The sequence below is a fragment of the Acidovorax sp. genome (assembly GCF_027492855.1).
In the GTDB taxonomy this organism is placed as follows: domain Bacteria; phylum Pseudomonadota; class Gammaproteobacteria; order Burkholderiales; family Burkholderiaceae_C; genus Acidovorax.
In genome coordinates, this window is sequence record NZ_JAPUDY010000068.1 from 39251 (window position 1) to 64557 (window position 25307).

The window sequence follows — 25307 nt, forward strand, 5'->3', positions numbered from 1 at the left end:
CCACCCTTGCGCGCGACAATCGCGGCATGAGAAAACAGGTATTGGTCGCCGGTGGCGGCATCGGTGGCTTGGCCGCCGCTTTGGGCGCATCGCGCGCGGGCTGGGATGTGCGGTTGTACGAGCGGGCCGCGGCGTTCAGCGAGGTCGGGGCCGGCGTGCAGATCGGGCCCAACGTGGTGCGCCGCCTGCAGGCCTGGGGCTTGCAACGGGCGCTGCAGGCCGTGGCTGCCTTTCCCAGCCGCCTGCAGGTGCGTAGTGCCGTCAGCGGCCGCGAGCTGGCCGTGCTGCCGCTTGGACCCGCAGCGGTCGAACGCTACGGCGCTGCCTACGCCACCATCCACCGTGCGGATTTGCACGGCCTGCTGCTGGACGGGCTGACCCAGGGCAGCGACGCGCAGCTCCATCTGGACCACGCCATCGACCGTTTCACCGACAGCGGTGACGTCGTTACCGTGCGGACCAGCCGGGGCAAGGAGGTGGAAGGCGATGCGCTCATCGGTGCTGACGGCCTGTGGAGCCGCACGCGCACGCAACTGCTGGCGAATATGGGGGGTGGTGTGGCGCCGCGTGTGACGGGGCACCTGGCCTACCGCGCCCTGGTACCCCAGCAGACGCTGCCCCAGGCACTGCGCACCGGCCAGGTCACGGCCTGGCTGGGCCCGCGCCTGCACGCGGTTCAATACCCCGTGCGCCGGGGCGAGTTGCAGAACATCGTCGTCATCGTGCAAGGCCCCGCGCCAGAAGACCTGGAGAACTGGGACCACGCCGCCAATGCCGAGGGCCTGAGCCACGCCCTGCAAGGCACCTGCACCGCGCTGCAGGATGTGGTGCGCAGCGTGGGCGAGCATGGTGGCCCGGCAGGCTGGCGCCTGTGGCCGCTGTGCGACCGCCCGCCGGTGCGCAGCGCCGACGAGATGGCGCGTGGCTTGGTCGCTTTGGTGGGTGATGCCGCCCACCCCATGCGCCCCTACCTCGCCCAGGGCGCAGGCATGGCCATTGAGGATGCGGCTGAGCTGCAGCGCGCGCTGGCCATGCACGACATGGAGGTGCCGCTGCGCCTCACCCGCTTTGCTCTTAATCGCTGGCAGCGCAATGCGCGGGTGCAGGCCCGCTCCACGCGCAACGGCCGCATCTTCCACGCCACGGGGGCCGTGCGCTGGGGGCGGGATTTATCGCTGCGCCTGCTGGGCGAGCGGGTGCTGGATGTGCCCTGGCTGTACCGGGGCGATGGCTCCAGCGCCAGTTCGCTGTGAGGCTGATAGCGCTGGATGACCAAGGTACTTCGGTGTAGTGATCGAAGACCAAATCCTTACAGTGTGACACGCTCCGACCGCGTTCGGACATGGTTGTAAAAAGCACTGAATGGGCACGCAATTCCCCTGTTCAACGGCGAAGCGGGGTGCTACAAAGAGATGCGCCGGTAGCGATTCCCATTGCAACACCGTGGCACTCCCTGAGCCCGCCAGGGGTGCCGCCACAGGAGGTCGTATGGATGCCATCAGCAGTTTCACTGCGCGTTACGCCCGTAGCCGCGAAGAGGAAATGTCGATCGACGAGTACCTCGCCGAATGCAAGCGTGATCCCATGGCCTACGCCACGGCAGCCCAGCGCATGCTGGCCGCCATCGGCGATCCCGAGGTGGTGGATACGCGCAACGACCCGCGCCTCTCGCGCCTCTTTGCCAACAAAGTGATCAAGCGCTACCCCGCGTTCGCCGAGTTCTATGGCATGGAGGATTCCATCGAACAGGTGGTGAGCTTCTTCCGCCATGCCGCACAGGGGCTGGAGGAGCGCAAGCAGATCCTCTACTTGCTGGGCCCGGTGGGCGGGGGCAAAAGCTCCATCGCCGAGCGGCTCAAGTACCTGATGCAGAAGGTGCCGTTTTATGCGCTCAAGGGCTCGCCAGTGAACGAGTCGCCGCTGGGCCTGTTCGATGTGGTGGAAGACAGTGCGGTGCTGGAGGAGCAGTTCGGCATTCCCCGGCGCTACCTGCAGCGGGTGCTTTCGCCCTGGGCAGTCAAGCGGCTGGAGGAGTTCGGCGGCGACATTCGCCAGTTCCGGGTGGTCAAGCGCTACCCCAGCATCCTGAAGCAGGTGGGCATCGCCAAGACCGAGCCGGGCGATGAGAACAACCAAGACATCTCTAGCCTAGTGGGCAAGGTGGACATCCGTAAGCTCGAAACCTTCGCCCAGGACGACACCGACGCCTACAGCTACAGCGGCGGCCTGTGCTTGGCCAACCAGGGCCTGCTCGAATTCGTGGAAATGTTCAAGGCACCCATCAAGGTGCTGCACCCGCTGCTCACTGCCACGCAGGAGGGTAACTACAAGGGCACAGAGGGTTTTGGCGCCATTCCGTTCGACGGTGTGGTGCTGGCCCACAGCAACGAGAGCGAGTGGAAGGCGTTTCGCAACAACAAGAACAATGAGGCCTTCCTTGACCGCATCTACATCGTCAAGGTGCCGTACTGCCTGCGCGTGAGCGAGGAAAGCCGGATCTACGAAAAACTCATCCGCGAATCGTCGCTGGGCAACGCCGTGTGCGCGCCGGGCACGCTCAAGATGATGTCGCAGTTCGCCATCCTCACGCGGCTCAAGGAGCCTGAGAACTCCAGCATCTTCAGCAAGATGCAGGTGTACGACGGCGAGAGCCTGAAAGACACCGACCCGCGCGCCAAGAGCTACCAGGAGTACCGCGACTACGCGGGCGTGGACGAGGGCATGACGGGCATCTCCACGCGTTTTGCGTTCAAGATCCTCTCGAAGGTGTTCAACTTCGACAGCGCCGAGGTGGCGGCCAACCCGGTGCATCTGATGTACGTGCTGGAGCAACAGATCGAGCGCGAGCAGTTTCCGGCTGAGCTGGAGACCAAATACACCAGCTACATCAAAGAGTTCCTCTCGCCGCGTTATGCCGAGTTCATCGGCAAGGAGATCCAGACAGCCTATCTGGAGAGCTACAGCGAGTACGGGCAGAACATCTTCGACCGCTACGTGACGTATGCCGACTACTGGATCCAGGACAACGAGTACCGCGACACCGACACTGGCGAGGTGTTTGACCGGGGCGCGCTCAACGCCGAGCTGGAGAAGATCGAGAAGCCTGCGGGCATTGCCAACCCCAAGGATTTCCGCAACGAGATCGTCAACTTCGTGCTGCGCGCGCGCGCCAACAATCAGGGCAATAACCCGAGTTGGACCAGCTACGAGAAGCTGCGCCTGGTGATCGAGAAGAAGATGTTCTCCAACACCGAGGAGCTGCTGCCCGTCATCAGCTTCAACGCCAAAGCCAGTGCCGAAGAAGCGCGCAAGCACGAGGACTTCGTCACCCGCATGGTGGACAAGGGCTACACCCCCAAGCAGGTGCGGCTGTTGTGCGAGTGGTACCTGCGCGTTCGCAAGAGCAGCTAATCGATCCGATGGTCAGCGCGCCACTGGGGCGCTGGCCCATGCATGGGAGCGAAGCAGATGGCACTCCAAATCATCGACCGCAGGCTCGCAGGCAAGAACAAGTCCGTGGGCAACCGCGAGCGTTTTGTCCGCCGCTTCAAGGAGCAGATTGCGGACAGCGTGCGCCGTGCGGTGTCGCAGCGCGGTATCCGCGACATCGAGCAGGCGGAGAACATCACCATTCCCAAGAAGGACATTGGCGAACCGGTGTTCCACCACGGCCAGGGGGGCGTCCGCGATGTGGTGCACCCCGGCAATGCCGAGCATGTGCGCGGTGATCGCATCGAGCGGCCCAAAGGGGGCGGCGGGCGTGGCTCGCAGGCCAGCGACAGCGGGGAGGGCGAGGACGACTTCACCTTCACGCTGACCAAGGAAGAGTTCATGCAGCTCTTCTTTGAGGACCTGGCGCTGCCGCACCTGCTGCGCACGCACATCGGCGAGAACCCGCAATGGAAGTCGCGCCGTGCCGGATACAGCCAGTACGGCATTCCCAACAACCTTGCCGTGCTGCGCACCATGCGCGGCGCTCTAGGCCGGCGCATCGCCCTGGGCAAGGCCCCGCACCGTGAGCTGCAGGCGCTGCAGGCACAGCTTGACGCCCTGTTGGCGCAGGACGATGGCACCAGCGAGGCGGTGGCCGAGCTGCAGCGCCGCATCGACATGCTCAAGGAGCGCATCGACCGGATTCCGTACCTCGACCCCATCGACCTGCGCTTTCGGGCCCGCACCCCGGTGCCCGTGCCCAACAGCCAAGCGGTGATGTTTTGCCTGATGGATGTTTCGGGCTCCATGGACGAGGCGCGCAAAGACCTGGCCAAGCGCTTTTTTATCCTGTTGTACCTGTTCCTCACGCGGCACTACGAGAAGATCGACATCGTCTTCATCCGCCACCACACCCAGGCCGCCGAGGTGAGTGAAGAACAGTTTTTCCACTCCACCGAAAGTGGGGGCACGGTGGTCAGCAGCGCCCTGGTGCTGCTCGACCAGATCATCCAGGCGCGCTACCCCACGGGTGACTGGAACATTTATGTGGCCCAGGCCAGTGATGGCGATAACTTCAACAACGACAGCGGCAACTGCCGCAATCTGCTGGTGGACCGCATCTTGCCGCTGGTGCGCTACTTTGCTTATGTGCAGGTGGCCGAGGAGGAGCAGAACCTGTGGGAGGAATACAGTCAGTTGCTGCCGGTGTGCGCCCACTTCGCCATGCGCAAGGTCTCCGAGCCGGGCGACATCTATCCCGTGTTCCGCGACCTCTTCAAGAAAGAGGGGGTACAGATATGAACAACATGGCCCAGTATCCGGTGCTGGAGCGCCGCATCCGCGACAACCCCTGGAAGACCGCCGTCGTTGGTGAGCGCCGCCATCGCGATGTGCCCGCGCAGCCCCTGCCCGCCGGGGCACGGCCCGCGCAGCCGCTGCCCGACCCGAGCGACTGGACGTTCGAGCTGATCGAGCGCTACCACAGTGCCATTGCGGCCACGGCCCAGCGCTTTGGCCTCGATACCTATCCCAACCAGCTCGAAGTCATCACCGCCGAGCAGATGATGGACGCCTATTCCAGCGTGGGTATGCCGGTGAACTACCGCCACTGGAGCTACGGCAAGGAGTTTCTGGCCACCGAGCGGCGCTACCGGCGCGGGCACATGGGGCTGGCCTACGAAATCGTCATCAACTCCAACCCCTGCATCAGCTACCTGATGGAGGAGAACACCACCGCCATGCAGGCGCTGGTGATTGCCCATGCCGCCTATGGGCACAACAGCTTCTTCAAGGGCAACTACCTGTTTCGCATGTGGACCGATGCGTCCAGCATCATCGACTACCTGGTGTATGCCAAGGACTACGTGGCCCAGTGCGAAGAACGTTATGGCATGGACGAGGTGGAGCGGCTCATGGACTCCTGCCACGCGCTGGCCAACTTCGGGGTGGACCGCTATCGCCGCCCCTCCAAGAAAAACCTGGCGCGCGAGCGCCTGGAGCGCGCGCAGCGCGAGGCCTATGCCCAGCAGCAGGTCAACGACCTTTGGCGCACCCTGCCCACCCGCCCCGGCAAGGACGGCGCGGCGCAAGAGCACAACCGCTTTCCGCAGGAGCCGCAGGAAAACATCCTGTACTTCATCGAAAAGAACGCGCCCCTGCTGGAGCCCTGGCAGCGTGAGATCGCACGCATCGTGCGCAAGATCGCGCAGTATTTCTACCCCCAGCGCCAGACCCAGGTCATGAACGAGGGCTGGGCCACCTTCTGGCACTACACCTTGCTCAACACCCTGTACGACGAGGGCTACCTGAGTGACGGGGTGATGGTGGAGTGGCTGGGATCACACACCAACGTGGTCTACCAACCGCCGGTGGGGCACCGCGCCTACAGCGGCATCAACCCCTACGCACTGGGTTTTGCCATGTACCGCGACATCCAGCGCATCTGCCAGAACCCCACGGACGAAGACCGGCGCTGGTTCCCCGACATCGTGGGCACCCCCTGGCTGCCCACGCTCGACCATGCCATGCGCAACTTCAAGGACGAGAGCTTCATCGGCCAGTACCTGAGCCCCCGCCTGATGCGCGAGATGCGCCTGTTTGCCCTGCATGACGATCCCGTTCTGAACGATCTGTTGGTCAGCGAGATCCACGACGAAAACGGCTACCGCAACCTGCGCCAAATTTTGTCGCAGCAGTACGACCTGGGCACGCGCGAGCCCAACATCCAGGTGTGGAACGTGAACCTGCGCGGCGACCGCAGCCTGACCCTGCGCCACACCCAGTACCAGGGCCGCCCCCTGGCCGACGATACCCGGGAGGTGCTCAGGCATGTGGCGCGGCTGTGGGGCTTTGGCGTGCAGATCGAGAGTGTGGATGCTTATGGCAACAACCCGGTGCTGCTGCACACGGTGCCCGCGCCCACCGAATCCACGGTTTGATCATTGCAAAATGCTATAAATTTTATAGCTATTTGCGCTTGATGAATAAGCGCTGGGCCCTGATTTTTATGTGAATTCAGGGCTTGGTGGATGCAGCATGGGGCTTGACTGAGCGCAGCGGACATTCGGTGGTCACGCGTTCAGCCAGCGTCTGGCGCAGCGCCTGCAGTGCGGCGATGCGTGTGTCGATCTCGCCAAGTTTGCTGGCCAGCACCTGGTTCAGCAGAGGGCCGGGTTCGGGGGCGTCCCAGATGCCGGGCAAGCGGTCGCCAATCTCGGCAAGCGTGAATCCCAACTGCTGCGCCGTGCGAATGTATTGCACCAGCGTCACCACCTCGGGCGGGTAGTCACGGTAGCCGTTGGCTAGGCGCCGCGCACGGATCAGGCCCTGCTGTTCATAGAAGCGCAACGCTTCGCGGCTCAGGCCCGAGGCGGTGGCCAGTTCTCCAATCAGCATGGCGCATTCCCTCCATAAAGTCACAAAGTGCTTGACCCTGAAGCGTACTTCAAGGTGGAAGCTCCGGCTTCATCCATCCACAGAGGGTTTTCCTTCCATGCACTACATCCCCGCCTTGGCTTCTGCCCGTTATCTGCGCATCGTGCGCGCCAGCGGCTGGTACGACCTGCTCGTCACCTGGCCGTTTGCTCTGCCCTGGACCTTTGCCTGGCTCTACGCTCAGTTGAACCTGCTGGCCCAGACGCTCGCATTGCCGGGCACACTGCATTCGCTCGACACCACCCACATGCTGCTGGCCAACCTGCTCGGCTCAGTGGTGGTGGTGTGGTCGGTGGCGCGCATCGTGGCGCCGTCGCTGCTGCTGGGGCGGCTGGACGGTGTGGCGCGCTTTCTGTTCGCCGCCTGGCAGATCTACGCCGTGGCCCACGGGGCCAATGCCATCGTGCTGGGCTTCACTCTGTTCGAGCTGATTTTTGGCGTGCTGCAGTGGTGGCCTGTGGCGGGCGTGGGCATGGCCCTGTGTCCCCCAGGCCCCACAAGGCGACTCAATGCGCAGGGGCCGGCGCGGGCAGGCACTTGAAGGCGATGGCGCCCACGGCCAGCATGCCCGCAATGGTCAGCATCACCGCCACATACGGGTCAGCACCCCGTGCGGCGGCCAGCGATGCGGCCAGGCCCGTCACCCACTGCATCAGCGCCACGCCCAGGAACAGTGCCATGGTGAAGACCGCCATGGCGCGCCCCGTCATGGCGGCTGGGTAGGCAGAGCGCACGTCCGAATACTGCAGCACCATGTAGCCCGACAGCAGGCCCACGGCGATGGCGCCGCCCACGTCCAGCCATTCGGCGTGCAGCAGGCCGATGGCGGTGAACAGCCCCGCCACCAGCACGGTAAAGCCCACCAGCCAGCGCCTGCGCCGTGCGGGCCCTGGGTCTATGCGGCCAAAAAACGCGGGGGTGAACAGCGACACCAGCGACGACAGCATGGCCACGTTGCCGCTGGCCACCAGCGAGTAGCCGTGCCGCTCGATGAGCAACGGCCCCAGCCACAGCCCGCGCAGCGTGAGGAAGGATGCATACGTCATCAGCCCCAGCAGCATGATGCCGGCGGTGTGTGGCAGCAAAAACAGCGCGCCAAAGCCGCGCACCGCGCTGCCCACCGATTCGCGTGGCTGCGTGCCATGGTCGGCCTGGGCAGGTTCGTGCACCTTCCAGAAGATCAGCAGCCAGGCCAGCGCCGCCAGGCCCGCCAGCACGCTAAAGCCCATGCGCCAGGACGATTGCTGCACCAGCCAGGCCAGCGGCGTGCCGGTGAACAGCATGCCCAACCCGCCCACGCCCAAGGCCACGCCCGACACCATGGCAAAACGGCTGGCCGGAAAGTAGCGCGCAATGAACACCGTGCACACCAAAAAGGCCGGTGCGCAGCCCACGCCGATCAGCACCTGGCCCAGCAGCACCCCGCCATAGCTGGGTGCCAGCGCCGACAGCAGCGCGCCCGCGATGGTGAACGGAAACGCCACCAGCAGCGTGCGCCGCACGCCGTACAGATCGATCCCCACGCCCATGAAAAGCTGCATGCTGCCGAACGCGAAGGCAAAGGCCCCGGCGAACACACCGAGCGCCTGCGCCGACAGCCCGAACTCCGCGCGCAGCCCGGTGGCCATGATGGCGGTGACGGTGCGAAACGCCTGGCTCAACCCAAAGCCCGAAACCAGGGCGAGCAGCATGGCCCAGGCGGCGCGGGGCGGCAGCACAGGGGCGGTTGGGGTGGGCAGGGGCGCTGGCACGGGGCGGAGTCTCCAGAAATTGGCGATGGATGGCGAGAGCGTTGGGCCTCAGGAGGTTACCTGTACCGGGGGCGGGCTGCTGTCGCCGACGGGTAGAAGGCGGGGAGAGGCCGTATGGCGGGAATCTCAAAAAAGGGCGCAGAGGGCTCTTTGCCTGAAATCCTAGGGTTAATCCCAGTGCTACCAGAAACAAGGAGCCAGTCGCCGAGAAGACGCCGTGTTTTTCATCCCAATACCTGTAATCAGATGTTTCTTTTTTGTATTGGTGCCGCCGATGTGCCCAATACAGCGCCACTTCAAGGGCTGTTTCGGCCGTCATGGGCATGCCATGGGGCCGTAGCAGACTTTAGAGAGCGCTCTCGATGTGGGGAACACCCCAATGACGGGCCAGGGGGTCTGGGGCAATCTTGACCCATGCCCTGTGCCGAGTGGGGGCCACGGTTCTGAAATCGCTGGTTCCGGCCTCTCCAAGCAGGGTAGTGAAGGTGGTGGCAAGGTTTGTGCTTGGTAAACAGCCAAGGGCCCCAAGCTGTTGGATGAAAGTTGTCGGTTGCGCCGCCAGGGCGTGCCGCGATGTCAGGAGTGAGCGATGAAGACGATGGTTTTGCTGAGTTCGGGTGCGTTGGCAACCCTCATGCTGTCGGGCTGCGCGAGCCAGCCTCCCGCCTTGCAGGCTTTCACTGAGCCGACGAGCGGCAGCAGCATGCAATACGCTTGCGGCAACGGCGAAAAGGTGGAAATGCAGTTCTACCCCGAAGAGGGCAAGGGCGTGTTGCGGCGCAGCGGCTGGACGGTGGACCTGCCCAAGCAGGCCGCAGAAACCGGCTATGCCTTCAGCAACGGCCCGACCACCGTGCTGGGCAAGGGCAATGAGCTGACCATCCATATCGGCCACCTGGCACCGATCTGGTGCCGCAGCCGCTCCGCGATGATGGTGGCAGGGGTTCACTAGTTAACTAGCTAGCTGCCAAATTGATCTGATTTCAAGGGCCTGCGCAGTCTTCTGCGCAGGCCCTTTGTTTTTTGCCACTGACCACTCACAGGTCGGTGCGCAGTCTCCAGATCTCGGGGAACAGCACCACATCGAGCATCTTGCGCAGGTAGCTTACGCCGCCGGTGCCGCCCGTGCCGCGTTTGAAGCCGATGATGCGCTCCACCGTCGTCACGTGGCGAAAGCGCCAGAGGCGGAAGGCGTCTTCGATGTCGGTCAGCTTCTCGCCCAGTTGGTACAGGCCCCAGTGTTTCTGCGGGTCCCGGTACACGGTGAGCCAGGCTTGCTCGACGGCATCGCTGGCCTCATAGGGTTGGGTCCAGTCACGCTCCAGGTGGCTGGCTGGCACGGCCAGGCCGCTGCGCGCCAGCAGACGCAGTGCTTCGTCGTACAGCGAGGGCGCCTCGTAGGCGGCCTGCACCAGGGCCAGCAGGGCGGCACGGTGCTCGTGGGGCTTGAGCATGGCGCGGTTCTTGTTGCCCAGGGCGAACTCGATGCTGCGGTATTGATAACTCTGGAAGCCGCTGGACTGGCCCAGGTACGGGCGCATGGCCGTGTACTCGGGCGGCGTCATGGTGGCCAGCACGTCCCAGGCGTGCACCAACTGTTCCATGATCTTGGAGACCCGCGCCAGCATCTTGAAAGCCACCTGCAGCTCATCGCGGGCAATGTGCGCAATGGCCGCGCGCAGCTCGTGCAGGATGAGCTTCATCCACAGCTCGCTGGTCTGGTGCTGCACGATGAACAGCATCTCATCGTGCGCGGGTGACAGCGGCTTTTGCGCGGTGAGCACGGCGTCGAGCTGCAGGTAGTCGCCGTAGCTCATGGATTTGCTGAAGTCGAGCTGGGCGCGCTCTTCGTGCACGATGGATTCGGGCAGGGCGGCGCTGGGGGGCTCGCTGGCGGGAGTAGGGGTTTGGGAAAAGGGGCACATGGTCAATCTCCTGGATACGCGTTCGATCCACCAAGACCGTTCGGGCTGAGCCTGTCGAAGCCTCGCGCGGCGCTTCGACTGGCTCAGCGTGAACGGTCGTGTGTTTTATGTAATGGCTATCAGGTCACCGCGTGCGTCTGGTTGAACGCGGGCTTCTGCCATTCGCCGCTCTCCAGCACCTGGCGCAGGTGTTCCACGGCGTTCCACACATCCTCAAAGCCCAGGTACAGCGGCGTGAAACCAAAACGCAGGATGTCCTTGTGGCGGCCGGTGCCTCCATCGCCCTTGCGGAAGTCGCCGACCACACCGCGTGCGATCAGCGCCTGAACGATGGCGTAGGCGCCGCTGCCTTGACCGTTCACGCCTGCGCCTTCGTCGCGCGTCAGGCACACCTGCGAGCCGCGCTCTGCATGCGCGCGCGGCGTGGCCAGGCCCAGGCCGTGGCCTGCGCAGCGCTCTTCCACCAGGCGGATGAACAGGTCGGTGAGTGCCAGTGACTTGCCGCGCAGCGCGGCCATGCCGCCCAGTGCTTCGGCGGCGGTGAACACATCCAGCCCGCATTGCAATGCCGACAGGCTGATGATGGGCTGCGTGCCACACAGGTAGCGGGTGATACCTGCAGCGGGCTGGTAGTCGGGCGTAAAGGCAAACGGCGCGGCATGGCCCCACCAGCCGGACAGCGGCTGCCAGAAACGGCCCGCATGGCGCGGGTGCACCCACACAAAGGCGGGGGCGCCGGGGCCGCCGTTCAAATACTTGTAGCCGCAGCCAATCGAGAAGTCGGCGCCCGCGCCGTTCAGATCGACCGGCACCGCGCCTGCGCTGTGCGCCAGGTCCCACACGCACAAAATGCCTTGGGCATGCGCGGCGGCGGTGATAGCCGCCATGTCGTGCATGGCGCCAGTGCGGTAGTTCACGTGGGTGAGCATCAGCACGGCCACGTCAGGGGTCAGCGCTGCGGCGATGTCTTCGGGCTCCACCAGCACCAGCTCCAGCCCGCGCTCCTTGCACAGGCCTTCGGCAATGTAGAGGTCGGTGGGGAAGTTGCTGCGCTCGCTCACGATGCGGCGGCGGGCGGGGCTGTCCTCGCGGGCGATGTTGAGCGCCGCGCTCAGCACCTTGTAAAGGTTGATGGAGGTGCTGTCGGTGCACACTACCTCATCCTTGCCCGCGCCGATCAGCGGGGCGAGCTGGTTGCCCAGGCGCTGGGGCAGGTCGAACCAGCCTGCGGTGTTCCACGACTGGATGAGGTCGGTGCCCCATTCGCGGGTAACCACGTCGGCCACACGCGCAGCGGTGGCCTTGGGGGCCACGCCCAGCGAGTTGCCGTCCAGGTAGATCACGCCCGCAGGCAGGCTGAAGTGCTCGCGCAGCGGGGCGAGGGGGTCTTGCGCATCGAGTGCGCGGCAGTCTTGCAAGGTCATGGGCACAGGTTGTTTACTCCTATTTTGATAGCTGCTCGCGCTTATTCAATAAGCGCAAGGTGCCAATTTCTCTTAAACACTCCGCAGCACGGCCCGCACGGGCGATGCATCGGCGGTGGTGAGCTTGAGCGGCAGTGCAATGAGTTCATAGTCGCCCTCGGGCACGGCGTCGAGCACCAGGTTTTCGAGCACGCGCAGGTTGCGGCGGCGGATGACCTGGTGGCTGGCAAGCAGCTTGCTGTCGGCCGGGTCGATGCTGGCGGTGTCGATGCCCACCAGCAGCACGCCCAGATCGGCCAGGCGTTCGATGGTGTCAGGCGCATAGGCGGTGAGCTGGCCGTCCCATTCCTCAGGGGCCTGGGCATAGGTGCGCACCAGCACGCGTGCGGGCAGGGTGGCGTCCACCGCGTGGGCGATGTGCTCCCAAGTGATGAGCGGGCCACACCCGATGGCGTGGATCACGCGGCAAGGGCCGAGGAAGGCGTCAAGCGATACGTCGCCGATGGTGGCGCCCTGCGCGTCGTAGTGCAGGGGCGCATCGGCATGGGCGCCCACATGGGGTGAGAGCGTGATGGCGCTCACATTGACCGGGCAGCCGGGGCCGATGGTGGCGCACCACTGCTGGCTGTAGGCCGTGTCACCCGGAAACACGGGGCTGCCCGCGTGCACGGGCGGCGAGATGTCCCAGAGCTGGCGGGCGTTGGAGGAGGGGCTTGCTGGCATGGGACAAAGTTTGCATGTCCCAGAAAAGCCGTGGTGTCGGTTATTTCCAACAGCTCAACGTTTTTGTTGAGGCTTCAACGATCTATGGATTTGTGGATCAGAAGATGAGCCCGTCCGCCAGCGCGGGCAGCCCGTGCCGCACACGCGCCCTGTTGCAGGCGTGGTCGCCTGCCTCGAACTCGCGGCAAGGCGAGGGCCTCCATTCGTAGATGCCGCAGGCTGCCTTCACACCCACCGTGCCGGTCAGCGCCGCACAGCGCGCGGGCACGTGGTCGGTGCCGCGCATGCGGCAGGTGGTATCGGTCACTTCCACCGCCAGCCCGCCCGGCACGGTGCCGCCCATGTCCTGCATCTCTTGCACGGCAAAGTCCACGCGAAAACTGGCGCAGCAGGCGCCGCAGGTAAGGCAGGGGTGAAGGGCGTCGGGCATGGAAAAGAAAAGGCGGTGGATCGCCAGCGCAGAATCAGGCGCTGTGGGGCAGGGGAATGCTAACGAAAAATCCCACGCCCCGCCCGCCCAACCCGTCGCCCACCCATACCTGCCCGCCCATGCGCAGCACGGCCTGCCGCACGATGGCCAGGCCCAGGCCCGAGCCGTTGGCCGTGTGCCCCAGGCCCCGGTAAAAGCGCTCGAACAACCGGTGGTGCTCCGTGGCTGGAATGCCCGGCCCGTCGTCCTGCACCGACAGGTGCAGCACCGCGCCTTCGCACCGCAGCGCCACCGCCACATTGCCGCCCGCCGTGGTGTAGCGCACAGCGTTGTCGATGAGGTTGTGGGCGATGGATTCGAGGGCAGGCAAGTCCAGCCGGGCAGGCAGGGTGTCGGGCGCGTCCAGCGACAGCTCGATCTGCTGCGCCATGGCCTGGGGCACCGCCTGCGCCAGCGCAGCGCGCAGCCACTGGGCCACGTCGAGGTCGCGCGGGGCCGGGCGCTGGGCATCGTCCAGCGTGGCCAGGTCCAGCAGCTGCTGCGCCAGGTGCGAGGTGCGGGCAATGGCCTGCTCCAGGTGGGCCTGGGCCTCTGTGCGTTCTTCTTCGATCTGCGAGCGGGCCATCACATGGGCCTGGGCGGTGATCACGGCCAGCGGGGTGCGGATCTCGTGCGCGGCATCCTGCACAAAGGCGCGCTCGTGCTCCACCTTCTGGCGAAGCTGCGCGAAGAGGTGGTCCAGCGACTGCTCCAGCGGTTTGAGTTCGCGGTGCCGGGCGTGGAAACCGACCGGTTGCAGGTCGTCCTTGTCGCGTTTTGCGATCAGGCTTGCGAGCTGCTGCAGGGGGCGCAGGCCGTTGCGCACCGACAGCCATACGGGCAGGAGCACGAAGGGGGCCGCCAGTAGCAGGTAGGGCAGCAGGTTGCGGCCACGGTAGCTCAGGTAGTCCGCGTCCATGCGCTTTTTTTCAACAATGCGCAGGGCCCAGCGGGCATTGTGGCCGGAGTAGATCCGGTACGGCTTGCCTTGCAAGACGGGCTCAGAGATGGATGAACCCGTTTGCGATGGCGGCGGCGGAATTTCCAGTGCCTCAAGGCCCGGCGGGGCATAGACAATCTGCCCAGACGCGCTGTCGCGCAGCTCATGCATTGCGGTGCCGGGCAGCAGGCCGATTTGGCGGCGACGGATGTTGGTCCAATGGTTGGTGGATGCCACGGCCGCTGCGGCCTGCGCAGGGTCGGTGATCGGTGTGAGCGATTCCAGCAGCGCATCGCCATACTTCAGCAACCCCGGATCGTAGGTGATGGCCTGCTTGTAAATGAAGAAGTCGTAGCCCAGCAGCACGGCCCACACCAGCACAAAGGCCGTAGTGACCGAGGCCACGCTGCGGCGCACCAGAGTGGGTTCGGCCAGCCGCCGCCAAGCCGCACGCAGCCAGGGGATGGGGTGGCGCAGGTTTTTGGGGGTGGATGCGGTGTTCATGACTGCAGCAAATACCCCACGCCCCGCACCGTGCGGATCAGCTCCGCCCCGATCTTGCGCCGCAGGTTGGACACATGCACCTCGATGGCCGCAAAGTCCATCGGCTCGCCCAGCGGGTCCAGCCGCTGCGAGAGCACGCTTTTGGACACCACCACACCGGGCTCGCGCGCCAGCTCCAGCAGCAACTGAAACTCGCGCGGCGACAGATCCAGCGCCACGTCGCCGCGCTGCACCGCATGGCGGCGCGGCTCGATCACCAGCTCGCCCAGCACCCAGCGCTCGCTGGCCTGGCGCGCACTGCGGCGCAGCACGGCGCGGATGCGCGAGAGCAGCTCGGCCGTGGCAAAGGGCTTGATCACAAAATCATCTGCCCCTCCATCCAGCCCCGCCAGCCGGTCTTCCACCGCCGAGCGGGCCGTGATCACGATGACAGGCACTTGCTGCCCCTGAGCCCGCCAGCGCGCCAGCAGGTCAAAGCCGCTGCCATCGGGCAGCGTCAGGTCCAGCAGCACGCAGTCGATGGTGTTGGCATCCACCGTGGCGGGCGCGTCCACTGCGCGGCGCAGCCACTCGCTGGTCAAGCCCTCCACCTTCAGCGCGGACTGCAGCGCGCGGCCCAGGTCCAGGTCGTCTTCGATGAGCAGGATGTGCATGGGGTGATTGTGGCGGGAGCGGTGGGCGTTGCATTGCGCGGGATGGGTGTCTTTGGCTGGCGTTAAGGCAAGGCTTTGCACAATGGGGTGAACAATGAGGGAGAAAAGCAAGTGATGGATGGCAGTTCAATGACCGCTTTGCCACTGGTGTCCGGTGTGGTGCTGCGGCCCTTCCGCGGTGCAGCAGACTTTGCCGCCATGACGGCTGTGGCTAACGCGAGTTCGGCTGCAGACGGGATACAGGTGCTGCGCACACCCGAGAGCATGGCGCGGGACTATGCCGCCTTCACCGCCTGCGATCCGCTGCAGGACTGCATCGTGGCTGAGTGGGGTGGTGAGATGGTGGGGTATGGCCGATGCTGGTGGGTCACACTGGCCGACGGGTTGACATTGCACGCGCAGATCGGTTTTGTGCCTGGACGTTGACGGGGGCGCGGCGTTGGCCGCCTGTTGCAAAGCTGGATCGAGCAGCGCCAGCGCATGGTGGCCGTACAGCAGCCGCAGGGCCAGCATGTGCACCATGCGTATGTTCAGCAAGGCGAAGATGCACGCGCCAGGCTTCTGCAGGCCAGTGGTTATGCGCCCATGCGGTACTTTTTTGGAATGCTGCAAACGCAGCTGCATGCGGTGCCTGACTTTCCCATGCCCGAAGGGCTGGAGCTGCGGCCCGTGCTGCCCGAGCACTACCAAGCCATCTGGGATGCACACCACACCGCGTTCAAGGACCATTGGGGCATGGCGCCGCCAAAGCCCAGGGACTATGACAACTGGCTGGAGAGCATGGTGTTCCAGCCAGCGCGCTGGCAGGTGGCATGGGATGGCGATGCGGTGGCGGGCCAGGTCCGCACTTACATCAACGCGGACGAAAACAGCCATCTTTCGCGGCGCCGGGGCTATACCGAGTTCATCAGCGTCGGCCGCCAATGGCGCAGGCGCGGCTTGGCAAGGGCATTGATCGCCCGTAGCCTGCGCTTGCTGGCCGATGAAGGAATGTCGGAGTCTGCGTTGGAAGTGGATGGCGAAAACCTGACAGGCGCCAACCGGGTGTATGCAGACTGCGGGTTTGAGGTGGTCCAGCGCGGCGCGGTGTATCGCAAGGCATTGGCGTTGTGAAGTCTTTGGCGGGCCTTAAGGCGACCCTTTGCACAATCGCCGCATTCATGATTCAACAATCCAGGGAGGCGGGTATGACGCAACAGAGGCAAGGCACCCAAAGAGCGACGTGGCAATGGTGGAGCGGCATGGCGCTGCTCGGGCTGTTGGCTTTGGCGGGTTGCGCCTCCGGCCCCACGCACTCGTCTCTGGCAGGTGCGCAACTGCCTGAGCTGGTCCCCGTGCGCGACTTCGTGGCCAGTCGGCAGTCCACGGGCGGCTATCGGGTGTCGCCCGACGGCAAGCGCATCGCCTGGTTCGGCACCGACGGCGTGGTGCCCGCGATCTGGGTACAGCCCATCGATGGCGGTGACGCCAAGGCGTTCCGCATCCGCGCGCGCACCATCCGGTTCAGCGCCGACAGCCGCTGGATCGGCATCACGGCCGACCCCACGGGCGATGAAAACACCCGCATCTATGCCGGCCCGGTCGAAGGCCCCGGCACCGAACTGCGTGAGCTGATGCCCGCCCCCCGCTCGGTGGCGCATTTTGCGGAAGCGGTAGAGGGCTCGGGCGACTTCATCGTCACCTCCAACCAGCGCGACAAGAAGGTGTTTGACCTGTACCGTGTGAACCCGGCGGGTGGGGCGCCCGCGCTGCTGGCCACCAACCCCGGCAACGTCCACTGGTGGGGTGTGGACCCCGCAGGCCAACTGCGTGCCCGTGCGCAACTCCGAGGCGACCAGTCTCTGCTGGAGCGCCCAGGCACAGAACCTGGTAGCTGGATCGCTGTGACCGAGCGCAGCCGTTGGGACACCCTCAACGTCTTTGGCCTGCGCGATGAGGGACGCAAGGCATGGGCGCTGTCCAACCGGGGCCGCGACAAGCTGGCGCTGGTGCGGCTGGACCTGGCCACCGGCTCCGAGGAGCTGGTATACGCATCGCCCGACGTGGATCTGGACAATGTGACGCTGAGCCGGCGCACCCACGAGCCGCTGGTGGCCTACTCCATGCCGGGCTATCCGGCACGCAAGGTGTTCGACCCCGGGCTGGCCGCGCGGCTGACGGCGCTGGCGGGCGAGCAGCCCGCAGAAGTGCTGGTGACCAGCGTGGACCAGGCCGACAAGGTGTTCACGGTGGCGGTGGCCACCGACCGGGGCACGCGCAACTACCTGCTGCGCGAAGGGCACGAGCCCCGTTTCCTGGGGGAGAACCGGCTGAGCCTGATTGCCAAGGACTTGGCACCGACCCAGCCCATCTCCTACCAGGCGCGCGACGGCCTCACTGTCCATGGCTACCTCACGCTGCCCGTGGGCGCAGCACCCCAGCGGCTGCCCACTGTGCTGCTGGTGCATGGCGGCCCTTGGCGACGCGACCGGTGGGGCGATGGCGCTACGAGCCGCGCCATGCAACAGTTTCTGGCCAACCGGGGCTACGCCGTGCTGCAGGTCAACTACCGGGGCTCCAGCGGCTACGGCCGCATGCACATGGAAAAAGCCATGGGCGAGTTCGCGGGCCGCATGCACGACGACCTGGTGGACGGCGTGCGCTGGGCCGTGAAGCAGGGCGTGGCCGACCCCGAGCGCGTGGCGATCTACGGCGCAAGCTATGGCGGCTACTCTGCCCTGGTGGGCGCCACCTTCACGCCCGAGGTGTTTGCCTGCGCGGTGGGCATCGTGGGCGTAACCGACATCGCCCGCCTGCTGGAGTCCATGCCGCCATACTCGGAGCTGGGCCTGCCCGGGTGGCACCGCTACGTGGGCGACCCCGCCGTGCCCGCCGACCGTGTGCGCATGGATGCCAAGTCACCCCTGTACCGCGCCGAGCATGCCCAAAAGCCCATCCTCATCATGCATGGTGTAAACGATGTGCGCGTGAAGCTGGAGCAGTCCGAATGGATGGTGGCCGCGCTGCGCAAGGCGGGCAAGGAGGTCGATTACGTCACCTTCACCGGCGACGGCCATGGCAACCAGCGCTGGCCCAACAACCTCACCATGTACCGCAAGACCGAGGACTTTCTGGCCAAGTGCCTGGGCGGGCGTACCAGCGGGTTTGACTATTACCAGTTGGGGGCGTGGGCGTTTTGAGTGGCAGCCACGCTCGCGGTAAGCCGCACCAGAGTGCTAAGCACGGAGGGTGCTGACATGGGCCATGCAAATGCTGAAGGCACCGCCCGTGTTGGCGCCCGCGTTGAACCCCCAGTTAGTCTGCAGCGTGCGGGTGCAGTGTTGGAAATGGAAGTTTCAAAAAGGGGTCATTGGTTAGGTCTGTATGAGCCCAAAAGCAAGGGCTTCAACTTGCTCGCGCTGGTCACCGACCGCCTTCCTGGAATAAGTGCTTCAGCTTCTGGGTCATTTGAGGGGTTGAATACCATGCTTTCGAAGATGCGCTTGTGGAAAACAAAATGACGCAGTTCAGCTGAATAGCGGAAGGTGATGAAATCTGTCCAGTGCGCTCCGCAGGCAACGGCGTTCTGAACGGTGAAAAACGATCCCTTTGCAGCCAGGCCTTCCATTCCCTCCATGAATGGATCGCACTGGCCACCTGCATCGGCAGCAAAGACAATCTCGTCATTTCTCGACTTCAGTGAAAACTTTCCGGTCTCGCCTTGAATGAAGACCAGTAGAGGTCTCTTCGGCGCAGGGGAGCCCTGAGCCACAAGCTGCGCTTCATTTTTTCTGCTGACAACAACCACGTAGTCAACTTTGCCATCGCCATTGAAGTCCGATGACTTCGCAGTCATTGCTGCGTAGCCCGCTGGGATCTGTCTGGCAATTCCTTGTGGAAGCGCCGAGTCCTGAGAATGAGCTGGGATAGTTATTGCGATCAACGTTGCGATTAATGTGCCCTGGATGTGTTTTTTCATGGTTCTAGCAGAAGGCGGTCCGCTGCAATTCGAGATAAGGCTGCAACCCTGTTACCAGAGCTTCCACCATGGCTGCTTTGAGCATTCTGTGTTTCGTGAAGTGACAACTTCTGGTTCCGCGAGCATTGCCGCAATAGCTTTGTAAAAGCCGAGGACGGACTCTCCGTCCGAATCCGCTAACTGCTTGCGGACCTTGTTAAATGGGAAGGCGGTGATCCGTTCGTTGACTCGGACACCCCAACCCAATTCTGAGTCTTGAACCCATGCACCGCCGAAGGAGTTGCGGATGCACTCGCCGAGATACGAGCCAAGGGTGTTTGGCAGCTTCTCTTTGGTGGCATTGGCAGCACCGACGTGCTGTCCGTCGATGTACCGATCAAGCCACTGAACACCGGCTTCGTCGTACTCGACAAGCACCCCCAACTGATCCCGCGCTACGGTCCGCACGAGTTCAGCGTTCGCGAAAAGGCGATCTTCCATGAAGTTTAGCGCTCAGGTTAACCGGCAAAAATGCGGTGCATTTTTATCCGCGTTGAACCTATAGTTAGGCGCCGCTTTTTGCACTGTTTGCCTTAAGCATATTGCAGAAAAGGGCCCCTTGCTCGATGGCATCGTCCAGCGCGACGTGCGTGTGAGGAAAGCTATCGAACCATTGCTTTGGCATGTTGCGCTTCGTACTTTCTCGATACTCTTTCTTTAGAACTGCCATTGCATAAGACTTCATGTCTAGCGCAGAGTGACTAAATGGACTCTCACCCACGAAATGAATGAGGTACCAATAGATGAACAGAAAATCAAAGCCGGCAGGGTATGCAACAAATACAGGCTTGCCTTTGAGACCATTGATCCATTCGACATAGGCACTCATGGCAACCTTGGGACTCTGAAGGTCCTTTCTGCATGCGGCCCAGGCCTCAGGCTGCGTCGCCCACCACTCTGCAGTCTTCGGATGTGGAGTGGCACCTTCCAGTGGTTCAAGGTTCGCGGAAAACGTCGCAATGAGCTTCTTTTCGGAAGTGTATGCGGCAGAGCCGAAGCTCAGCATTGAATGCGGCCCTGGAATGGGGCCATCTGTTTCAACGTCAGTGCTTATGTAGATTTCACTCATATTTTGCATGCACAAGAATTTGCAGAGTCTAACTTTGATGTATTCGGAAATTCACCGAATATGCCAGCCAGTCTGCTGGATAACATGGCTCGCCCGCAATGAAAAAAGCGTTGTAAGTCATTGAATTAGCCAATAGTTCTGAATGAGCGTACAGGCATAACAAAGTCGCTGCATCTCGCGTGCTGGGGCTGCAGAGTGGGGTGTATGGCAGGCGACACGCTTTGTGCCGTGCGGATCAATGTCTTCGTTGGCCCCTCTGCGAACTTTCACGACGCGCCGCTCCTGGCGCCGTCTTCTTCATGCCCTGCACATCTCGCAACAATAAAAAACCCCGCCGATGGCGAGGATTGTGTAGGCAGAGGCAAGCCAAAGACCGCGCAAAACAGTGCCAAAGTGCGCGCCGCGCCATTGGGTTGTCCTGCATCAAACGGCCGATTCTTGACCCTGCAGGTTGGTGAGTGATCTCGTTAGAATGAGAATCAATATCATTTTTCCGAGATCTACCCCCATGAAAGCCATGGACCATGGCGCAGCAACGCTGCTGCATTCCCGTGCCGGGCATCCTGCCTCCATCGGCATGAACACTTTGCCCCTTCACGCTCAGGCGCTGGTGACGGAATTGCGGCCTGCGCGCGATGCGCAGGAGCATGGTGTTTTGCTGCGCTTGCTGGAAATCGGCTTTCTGCCCGGTGAAGCCGTGCGCGTGGTGGCGCGTGGCGGTGTGGGTGGTGATCCCATCGCTGTGCGTGTGGGGCAGGTCACGTTTGCGCTGCGGCATCAGGAAGCCTCGATGGTGCAGGTGGTGCCAGCGGCGCTGGCCGAACGGGAGGCGGCATGAACACCTCGGCCTCTGTCGCTGCCACGCCGCCCTTGGCAGACACGCCGCTGCGCATTGCGCTGCTGGGCAACCCCAATTGTGGCAAGACCGCGCTGTTCAATCTGCTCACCGGGGCGCGCCAGAAGGTAGCCAACTATGCGGGCGTGACGGTGGAGCGCAAGGAGGGCCTGATGCAGACCGCCGCAGGCCGCCGCGTGCGTGTGCTGGACCTGCCGGGCGCCTACAGCCTGCATGCGCACAGCGTGGACGAGGCCATCACGCGCGACGTTGTGCGGGGGCGGCGCGCTGGCGAGCCCTTGCCCGATGTGTTGGTGTGCGTGACGGACGCGACCCACCTGCGGCTGAACCTGCGCCTGGTGCTGGAGGCCCGTGCCCTGGGTCTGCCCATGGTGCTGGTGCTCAACATGATGGACGTGGCCCGGCGCCAGGGCATAGAGATCGACCGCGAGGCGCTGGCCCGCGAGCTGGGCATGCCCGTGCTGGCCACCGTGGGGGTGCGCGGGGGGGGCGCTCAGGAGCTGGTGCAGTGGCTGAATGCGGCAAATCTGGAGCACTTGAAGCGCCCGGAGGTGTTGCCCGACGCGGCGGCACGGCTGGATGCGGGTGATTTGGAAGCGCAGGCCGATGTCATCCGCACGCACCAGGAGGTGCGGCGCATCATGGACCTGGCGGTGCGGGTGCCCGTGGTCAGCCTGCGCACCGATGACCGGATCGATGCGGTGGTGCTGCACCCGCTGTGGGGCCTGCTGATTCTGGCGGCCACGCTGTTCTTGATGTTCCAGGCCGTGTTCAGTTGGGCCGAGCTGCCCAAGTCCTGGATCGAGGGCGGCATGGGCTGGCTGGCGGCGTTGGTCAACAGCCACTTGGCCGACGGCCCCTTGCGCAGCCTGATCACCGACGGGGTGCTGGCGGGCGCGGGCGGGGTGCTGGTGTTTTTGCCGCAGATTCTGTTTCTGTTTTTGTTCATCCTGGCGCTGGAAGATTCGGGCTACCTGCCGCGCGCGGCATTTTTGCTCGACCGCGTGATGGGCTCGGTGGGGTTGTCGGGGCGCTCGTTCATCCCGCTGCTGTCGAGTTTTGCCTGCGCCGTGCCAGGGGTGATGGCCACGCGCTCCATCACGCATTGGCGCGACCGGCTGGTGACCATCATGATTGCCCCGCTCATGACTTGCTCGGCGCGCCTGCCGGTGTATGCGCTGCTGATTGCAGCCTTCATCCCCGAGCGCACGGTGGCGGGCCTGTTCAATCTGCAGGGGGTGGTGCTGTTTGGGCTGTATGTGGCGGGCATCGTGAGCGCCATGGCCGTGGCGGCCGTGGCCCAACTGGCGCGCCGCGACACGCGGGCCACGCCGCTGCTGATGGAACTGCCTGCCTACCGCTGGCCCAGCGTGCGCAGCCTGGCGTATGGCTTGTACGAGCGGGCGATGATTTTTATCAAGCGGGTGGGGGGCATCATTTTGGCCGTCACCGTGTTGCTGTGGTTTTTGTCCACCTACCCAGCGCCGCCCGAGGGTGCGACCCAGGCGGCCATCACCTACAGTTATGCGGGCCAGTTGGGCCGGTGGCTGGAGGTGATCGTGGCGCCGATTGGCTTTAACTGGCAGATCGCCATCGCCCTGGTGCCCGGCATGGCCGCGCGCGAGGTGGCGGTGAGCGCGCTGGGCACGGTGTACGCCCTGTCTGCCACGGGCGATGAGGTAGCTAGCCAGTTGGAGACGCTGGTGGCGGGCTCATGGTCTTTGGCGACGGCCTTGTCGCTGTTGGTGTGGTACGTGTTTGCGCCGCAGTGCATATCGACCATTGCTGCCGTGCGGCGCGAGACCAACGGCTGGCGTTATCCGCTGCTGATGCTGGGCTACCTGTTTGCGTTGGCCTATGCCGCCAGTTTTGTGACCTACCGCGTGGCTCTGGCGCTGGGGGGAGGGTAAGGCCCATGGCACAGCAGATCATCGTGGCGCTTATCGTGGTTGTCGCCGCGCTCTATGTGGCCTGGCGCTATCTGCCGGAGCGCTGGCGCCAGGGCCTGCAACGGGTACATCCCAGCTTGGCCCAGGCACCGGGTTGCGGGGGGAGCGATGGGGGTTGTAGCAGCTGCGGCAGTTGCGGGGGGCCGCCTGATGCGGATGCCGAAAAGCCGGTCGCCATGCCTGCACGGCGCGGGACAGTGCCGTAGTTTTGCTATATTTGTTATAGCTGTTAGCGCTTTATGGATGGGCGGTAGAGGCATTTTGCCGATTATTTACATGCCTCAGTTGCTTCTTCCTCGTCCGTTCGGGCTGAGCCCTTCGACGGGCTCAGGACAGGCCTGTCGAAGCCCTGCACGCACGTGGCAAGCCCTGGCTTCGACAGGCTCAGCCCGAACGGTTGGATCGGTATCTGAGGTAGGTACATAGGCCGGCATATTTCACTCATATCTACGCCCGCATACGGGCTACTGGTAGACCTGCCCTTTGCCCAGTGCATGCAACGCCTGCTGCAGATTGGTGCGTGCCTGTGTTTCCAGGCGCTGGCCAAAATAATCCGTGCCATAGATGCGCGGGCGGTCCAAAAACCCCCGCAGCACGGCGCTGCGCCCCGCTACATAACGCGGCCAGCGCACAAAAAAATACTCGCGCCGCACGTTGCGCTCGAACTGGCGGTACACCGCGTCGCTCTGGCCGAGGATGGCCAGGTCGATGTCCACCACCCACAAGGCGTCGCCTGTGAGCGGGCCGGGGGTGTGGCGGGTGTCCATCACATGCTGGTGCACGGTTTGCGCCAGTGCGTCGGGCAGCCCTTGGCCCAAGATGAATTGGCGGGCCTTGTCGGCGCTGCGTGCTTCGTTGTGGCTGCTCCAGGGCCAGTAGATGGCGTCGTGGTACCACAGGGCCAGCTCAACTGCGTGCGGGTCGGCCAGGTGCGGGCGCACGGCCTGCAGGTGGCGCAGGCAGGCGTGCAAGTGGGTGATGTCGTGGTAGGCGCGGGGCCAGCGGGCCCAACTGCGCAGCAGGCGCCGGCCCTCGCGCTGCCATGCGGGCGTTTCCCGCGCCAGGGATTGGCCCAGCGCCTGCCAGTGCGCGAGCAGCTCGGCGGCGTGGGCGGGCATGCGGTTCTTCAGGCCACGCGGCCCAGCAAAAGGTATTCCATCAATGCCTTTTGCACGTGCATGGTGTTTTGGCTACGGCCCGCAGCCTGCGGCTGCTTCACGTCCGCTACGCGGACATGAGCCTGCGCCGAAACAGGCTGCTGGCGCTGGCGCGCCACTGCATTGCATTTCATGCAATACGGCCGAGCAGAAGGTACTCCATGAGTGCCTTCTGCACGTGCATCCTGTTTTCCGCCTCATCCCACACCACCGACTGCGGTCCGTCGATCACGTCGGCTTCGACCTCTTCGCCCCGGTGCGCGGGCAGGCAGTGCATGAAGAGGGCGTCGAGCCCGGCGGCGGCCATCATTTCTGCGTCCACGCACCAGTCGGCAAACGCTTTTTTGCGCGCTTCGTTCTCGGCTTCGTAGCCCATGCTGGTCCACACGTCGGTGGTGACCAGGTCGGCGCCTTGGCAGGCTTCGAGCGGGTTGCTGAAAAATTGATAGCTGCTGGCGCTTATTCCATGAGCGCCAGCGGCCAATTTCTCATCCACTTCGTAGCCACGTGGCGTGCTCACATGCACCTTGAAGCCCAGCAGCGACGCTGCCTGCAGCCAGGTGTTGGCCATGTTGTTGCCGTCGCCCACCCAGGCCACCGTCTTGCCTTTGATGGAGCCGCGGTGTTCGATGAAGGTGAAGATGTCCGCCAGGATCTGGCAGGGGTGGTACTCGTTGGTCAGGCCGTTGATGACGGGCACGCGCGAGTTGGCAGCAAACCGCTCGATCTTGGCCTGCTCGTAGGTGCGGATCATCACCAGGTCGGTCATGCGGCTGATGACCTTGGCGCTGTCCTCGATCGGCTCGGCGCGGCCCAGTTGGCTGTCGCCCGTGGTGAGATGCACCACGCTGCCGCCGAGCTGGTACATGCCCGCCTCGAAGCTCACGCGCGTGCGGGTGCTGGCCTTTTCGAAGATCATGGCCAGCGTGCGGTCCACCAGCGGGTGGTGCTTTTCGTAAGCCTTGAATTTCTTCTTGATGAGCGCGGCGCGCTCGAACAGGTAGGCGTATTCGTCGGCGGTGA

Annotated in this window: 25 protein-coding genes; 11 read left to right on the forward strand and 14 right to left on the reverse strand. The window is 64.1% G+C overall.

The features are described from left to right. Positions 1 to 26: 26 nt before the first annotated feature. From Q0105_RS13235 to Q0105_RS13250, 4 genes are all read left to right on the forward strand, one after another. Positions 27 to 1253, forward strand: coding sequence for an FAD-dependent monooxygenase (locus Q0105_RS13235; protein ID WP_298212528.1), 1227 nt, complete (start codon positions 27 to 29; stop codon positions 1251 to 1253). Between the two features lie 235 nt (positions 1254 to 1488). Next, positions 1489 to 3411 (forward strand): PrkA family serine protein kinase, encoded by a 1923-nt coding sequence (locus Q0105_RS13240; protein ID WP_298212530.1) that lies wholly within the window; start codon positions 1489 to 1491, stop codon positions 3409 to 3411. A 57-nt stretch (positions 3412 to 3468) separates the two neighbouring features. Next, positions 3469 to 4734 carry a YeaH/YhbH family protein gene (locus tag Q0105_RS13245; protein ID WP_298212532.1) on the forward strand — a complete coding sequence of 422 codons (1266 nt, stop codon included), beginning with the start codon at positions 3469 to 3471 and terminating at the stop codon, positions 4732 to 4734. Continuing rightward, the gene (locus Q0105_RS13250) at positions 4731 to 6371 is read left to right on the forward strand and encodes a SpoVR family protein (RefSeq protein WP_298212534.1); all 1641 of its coding nucleotides are present in this window, start codon (positions 4731 to 4733) and stop codon (positions 6369 to 6371) included. The genes Q0105_RS13245 and Q0105_RS13250 overlap by 4 nt, the downstream gene beginning before the upstream one ends. Before the next feature lie 76 nt (positions 6372 to 6447). On the opposite strand, the gene Q0105_RS13255 is transcribed toward Q0105_RS13250, so the two are convergent. Then, positions 6448 to 6828, reverse strand: a complete 381-nt coding sequence (locus tag Q0105_RS13255; protein ID WP_298212536.1) for a MerR family transcriptional regulator — start codon at positions 6826 to 6828, stop codon at positions 6448 to 6450. A 97-nt stretch (positions 6829 to 6925) separates the two neighbouring features. Between Q0105_RS13255 and Q0105_RS13260 the strand changes: the two genes are divergently transcribed. After that, positions 6926 to 7408 carry a hypothetical protein gene (locus tag Q0105_RS13260; RefSeq protein ID WP_298212538.1) on the forward strand — a complete coding sequence of 161 codons (483 nt, stop codon included), beginning with the start codon at positions 6926 to 6928 and terminating at the stop codon, positions 7406 to 7408. Here Q0105_RS13260 and Q0105_RS13265 read toward each other — a convergent pair. Then, a complete protein-coding gene (locus Q0105_RS13265) occupies positions 7374 to 8558 on the reverse strand; it encodes an MFS transporter (protein ID WP_298212575.1) in 1185 nt (394 codons plus the stop codon). The two genes, Q0105_RS13260 and Q0105_RS13265, sit on opposite strands and share 35 nt — an antisense overlap. A gap of 649 nt (positions 8559 to 9207) precedes the next feature. On the opposite strand from Q0105_RS13265, the gene Q0105_RS13270 reads away from it, so the two are divergent. Next, positions 9208 to 9570 carry an MliC family protein gene (locus Q0105_RS13270; RefSeq protein ID WP_298212540.1) on the forward strand — a complete coding sequence of 121 codons (363 nt, stop codon included), beginning with the start codon at positions 9208 to 9210 and terminating at the stop codon, positions 9568 to 9570. An 85-nt stretch (positions 9571 to 9655) separates the two neighbouring features. Here the strand turns inward: Q0105_RS13270 and kynA are convergent, their stop codons facing one another. From kynA to Q0105_RS13300, 6 genes are all read right to left on the reverse strand, one after another. Further along, complete coding sequence (gene kynA, locus Q0105_RS13275) at positions 9656 to 10543, reverse strand: tryptophan 2,3-dioxygenase (protein ID WP_298212543.1); 888 nt, start codon at positions 10541 to 10543, stop codon at positions 9656 to 9658. A gap of 119 nt (positions 10544 to 10662) precedes the next feature. Then, complete coding sequence (gene kynU, locus Q0105_RS13280) at positions 10663 to 11967, reverse strand: kynureninase (RefSeq protein ID WP_298212545.1); 1305 nt, start codon at positions 11965 to 11967, stop codon at positions 10663 to 10665. A gap of 72 nt (positions 11968 to 12039) precedes the next feature. Further along, positions 12040 to 12690, reverse strand: a complete 651-nt coding sequence (kynB, locus tag Q0105_RS13285) for an arylformamidase (RefSeq protein WP_298212548.1) — start codon at positions 12688 to 12690, stop codon at positions 12040 to 12042. 97 nt (positions 12691 to 12787) lie between these two features. Continuing rightward, positions 12788 to 13120 carry a YkgJ family cysteine cluster protein gene (locus Q0105_RS13290; protein WP_298212550.1) on the reverse strand — a complete coding sequence of 111 codons (333 nt, stop codon included), beginning with the start codon at positions 13118 to 13120 and terminating at the stop codon, positions 12788 to 12790. 34 nt (positions 13121 to 13154) lie between these two features. After that, positions 13155 to 14603, reverse strand: coding sequence for an ATP-binding protein (locus tag Q0105_RS13295; protein ID WP_298212552.1), 1449 nt, complete (start codon positions 14601 to 14603; stop codon positions 13155 to 13157). Next, complete coding sequence (locus Q0105_RS13300) at positions 14600 to 15256, reverse strand: response regulator transcription factor (protein ID WP_298212554.1); 657 nt, start codon at positions 15254 to 15256, stop codon at positions 14600 to 14602. Before Q0105_RS13300 ends, Q0105_RS13295 begins: the two co-directional genes overlap by 4 nt. A 129-nt stretch (positions 15257 to 15385) precedes the next feature. On the opposite strand from Q0105_RS13300, the gene Q0105_RS13305 reads away from it, so the two are divergent. The 3 genes from Q0105_RS13305 to Q0105_RS13315 all read left to right on the forward strand — a co-directional run bounded on the left by Q0105_RS13305 (position 15386) and on the right by Q0105_RS13315 (position 18435). Beyond that, positions 15386 to 15682: a hypothetical protein gene (locus Q0105_RS13305; protein ID WP_298212556.1), complete on the forward strand. Its 297-nt coding sequence runs from the start codon at positions 15386 to 15388 to the stop codon at positions 15680 to 15682. 24 nt (positions 15683 to 15706) lie between these two features. Further along, complete coding sequence (locus Q0105_RS13310) at positions 15707 to 16369, forward strand: GNAT family N-acetyltransferase (RefSeq protein ID WP_298212558.1); 663 nt, start codon at positions 15707 to 15709, stop codon at positions 16367 to 16369. Positions 16370 to 16443: 74 nt separating this feature from the next. After that, positions 16444 to 18435, forward strand: coding sequence for a S9 family peptidase (locus Q0105_RS13315; protein ID WP_298212559.1), 1992 nt, complete (start codon positions 16444 to 16446; stop codon positions 18433 to 18435). A gap of 167 nt (positions 18436 to 18602) precedes the next feature. Here the strand turns inward: Q0105_RS13315 and Q0105_RS13320 are convergent, their stop codons facing one another. The 3 genes from Q0105_RS13320 to Q0105_RS13330 all read right to left on the reverse strand — a co-directional run bounded on the left by Q0105_RS13320 (position 18603) and on the right by Q0105_RS13330 (position 20322). Then, positions 18603 to 19214: a hypothetical protein gene (locus Q0105_RS13320; RefSeq protein WP_298212561.1), complete on the reverse strand. Its 612-nt coding sequence runs from the start codon at positions 19212 to 19214 to the stop codon at positions 18603 to 18605. A 51-nt stretch (positions 19215 to 19265) separates the two neighbouring features. After that, positions 19266 to 19694, reverse strand: a complete 429-nt coding sequence (locus Q0105_RS13325; protein ID WP_298212563.1) for a hypothetical protein — start codon at positions 19692 to 19694, stop codon at positions 19266 to 19268. 64 nt (positions 19695 to 19758) lie between these two features. Continuing rightward, a complete protein-coding gene (locus Q0105_RS13330) occupies positions 19759 to 20322 on the reverse strand; it encodes a 3'-5' exoribonuclease (protein ID WP_298212565.1) in 564 nt (187 codons plus the stop codon). A 508-nt stretch (positions 20323 to 20830) separates the two neighbouring features. Between Q0105_RS13330 and Q0105_RS13335 the strand changes: the two genes are divergently transcribed. Together Q0105_RS13335 and Q0105_RS13340 are read left to right on the forward strand one after the other, a co-directional pair. After that, on the forward strand, positions 20831 to 21160 hold the full coding sequence (locus Q0105_RS13335; RefSeq protein WP_366145928.1) for a FeoA domain-containing protein: 330 nt from the start codon (positions 20831 to 20833) through the stop codon (positions 21158 to 21160). Further along, positions 21157 to 23088 carry a ferrous iron transporter B gene (locus Q0105_RS13340; RefSeq protein ID WP_298212567.1) on the forward strand — a complete coding sequence of 644 codons (1932 nt, stop codon included), beginning with the start codon at positions 21157 to 21159 and terminating at the stop codon, positions 23086 to 23088. The genes Q0105_RS13335 and Q0105_RS13340 overlap by 4 nt, the downstream gene beginning before the upstream one ends. A gap of 503 nt (positions 23089 to 23591) precedes the next feature. Here Q0105_RS13340 and Q0105_RS13345 read toward each other — a convergent pair. The 3 genes from Q0105_RS13345 to argF all read right to left on the reverse strand — a co-directional run. Then, a complete protein-coding gene (locus tag Q0105_RS13345; protein WP_298212569.1) occupies positions 23592 to 24245 on the reverse strand; it encodes a hypothetical protein in 654 nt (217 codons plus the stop codon). Positions 24246 to 24253: 8 nt separating this feature from the next. Beyond that, a complete protein-coding gene (locus Q0105_RS13350; RefSeq protein ID WP_298212571.1) occupies positions 24254 to 24418 on the reverse strand; it encodes a hypothetical protein in 165 nt (54 codons plus the stop codon). Further along, positions 24415 to 25307 (reverse strand): ornithine carbamoyltransferase (gene argF / locus Q0105_RS13355; protein ID WP_298212573.1); only part of this gene is annotated, 893 nt, incomplete at its 5' end. The genes argF and Q0105_RS13350, both read right to left, overlap by 4 nt.